This is a genomic window from Azotobacter armeniacus, from assembly GCF_054779355.1.
On record NZ_BAAGYK010000083.1, the window covers coordinates 1 to 1,274 of the forward strand.

Below are 1,274 nucleotides of genomic sequence, written 5' to 3' on the forward strand. Positions count from 1 at the left end.
GGGTTTCTCGACCAGGCCCCAGTCGGCCCTCCAGATGATCGAACGAGCCCTGACTGCCCAGGTACCCTTTGCCTGGATTGCCGCTGACACGGTCTATGGCGTAGACGCCATCAGGGCAATCGCATGAAGCGAGTGGCTCGCATTTGCAGAGGAAAGCGCAAGCCGATATAGCTTGGGTATTTGAGGAGCACTCGAATGTCCCGGCCTGCAACCTCCATCATGGACGTATTCGTCACCCTGGACGATCCTCGGCAGACCAACAAGGTTCAGCATTCCCTGGCCCTGGTCGAAACACTGACTGTTGCTGGCCACGCTGAAGCGACTGACGCTGAACCTGCTCCGCCTGGACCCGAGCCAGCGCAAGGGCAGCCTCAAGACTCGTCGGCTCATCGCCAACACCTCGGATGACTATCGGGCCGAGCTTCTGGGAACTCAAATGAGAATGCTTGGCTTCATGCGATGGCCCTGGCTTTCACTCCCAGCGCTTGCAGCTTCCGATAGAGGGTAGCTATACCCGCTGATCCTGGCCTATTTGGCGGATTCTGGTCGCTAAGCTTGATTAGCACTACAGTTGCATATTTAGCCTTCATCTGCCTTGCTTGATGTATTCCCTTGCCTGGGAGAGACCGGATGACAGGTGCATCGATCGAGACGACGCTGGAGCTGTGGGCTTCATCGCTGCGCGAAGTCAAGGCGCGTATGCGCCCTCTGTTTACCCAGGAGCGGGGGGCGGCCTCTGCCGGCTGGTTCCTCGATGGCCTGCTGGGCAACGAGCCACGCAAGACCGGCTGGATGCGCGCAGAGGCCGCCGGCGATCCCGGCCCCTGGCGTCAACAGGCCATTCTCGGCCGTGGTCGCTGGGAGGCCGATGCCTTGCGCGATCTGGTGCGTGACTACGTGCTGGAACATCTGGCCGACGACGAGGCCGTCCTGGTTCTGGACGAGACCGGCTTTCTCAAGCAAGGCCGTGCGTCTTGCGGGGTAGCCCGCCAATACAGCGGATCGGCCGGCAAGATCGCCAACTGCCAGATCGGTGTCTTCGCGGCCTATGTCTCGCGTCACGGCCATGCCTTCATCGACCGAGCCCTCTACCTGCCCGAAGCCTGGACGGATGATCCCTTGCGTATGGCTGCCGCCCAGGTACCGAAAGGTATCGGGTTTTCAACCAGACCCCGGATGGCCCAGGACATGATCGAGCGGGCCCTCGCGGCGAACACGCCTTTTGCCTGGGTGGCTGCCGACAGCGTCTATGGCGTGGGTCATCTCGAGACCGC

1 protein-coding gene and 1 pseudogene are annotated in these 1,274 nt (G+C 61.5%); both read left to right on the plus strand.

Features of this window, described 5'->3' with window-relative positions:
- Positions 1-304: 304 nt before the first annotated feature.
- Positions 305-430 (plus strand): annotated as a pseudogene (locus ACYVD0_RS12815) (ISAs1 family transposase); the annotation flags it as partial.
- A 200-nt stretch (positions 431-630) separates the two neighbouring features.
- On the plus strand, positions 631-1,274 hold a 644-nt coding region (locus ACYVD0_RS12820), incomplete at its 3' end, for an IS701 family transposase (protein ID WP_460427165.1).